The following is a 330-nucleotide window of genomic DNA, read 5'->3' as shown; positions in this document are numbered from 1 at the left end:
TACAGCGCACTGGCCTATTACGCTGACGTGACGGCGCTGTCTGCGGATATAGGCAACTGCGTGTCGGGTGTTGCCGCGTCCGGGGATGCGCAGGGGCTTAAACTGTATCAGTCGGCGGGAAGTGGACGGCCGCATTTTTTCTATACGGGCGGGGATGAATACCTTGCCACTTATGCCGACATCACCACAATTCAGGCCAACCTGACATCGTTCCAGGCCAGTCAGGCAGCGCAAAACAGCACCTTTTCCACCGAGATTGCATCAAAGGTCAGCACCAACACCACGAATGACGGCGTCAATTCGCCCATTACCTACCTTGGACATAATAAT

General features: G+C 54.8%; 1 pseudogene. It reads left to right on the top strand.

Annotated features, from left to right (window positions below):
• Window positions 1-330 (top strand): annotated as a pseudogene (locus B7449_RS18780) (hypothetical protein); the annotation flags it as partial.

Origin of the sequence: Komagataeibacter intermedius TF2, assembly GCF_000964425.1 — a bacterium.
Taxonomy (GTDB): domain Bacteria; phylum Pseudomonadota; class Alphaproteobacteria; order Acetobacterales; family Acetobacteraceae; genus Komagataeibacter; species Komagataeibacter intermedius.
The sequence above is the reverse complement of the archived record's forward strand: the minus strand, read 5'-3'. Positions and strand labels throughout refer to the sequence as shown.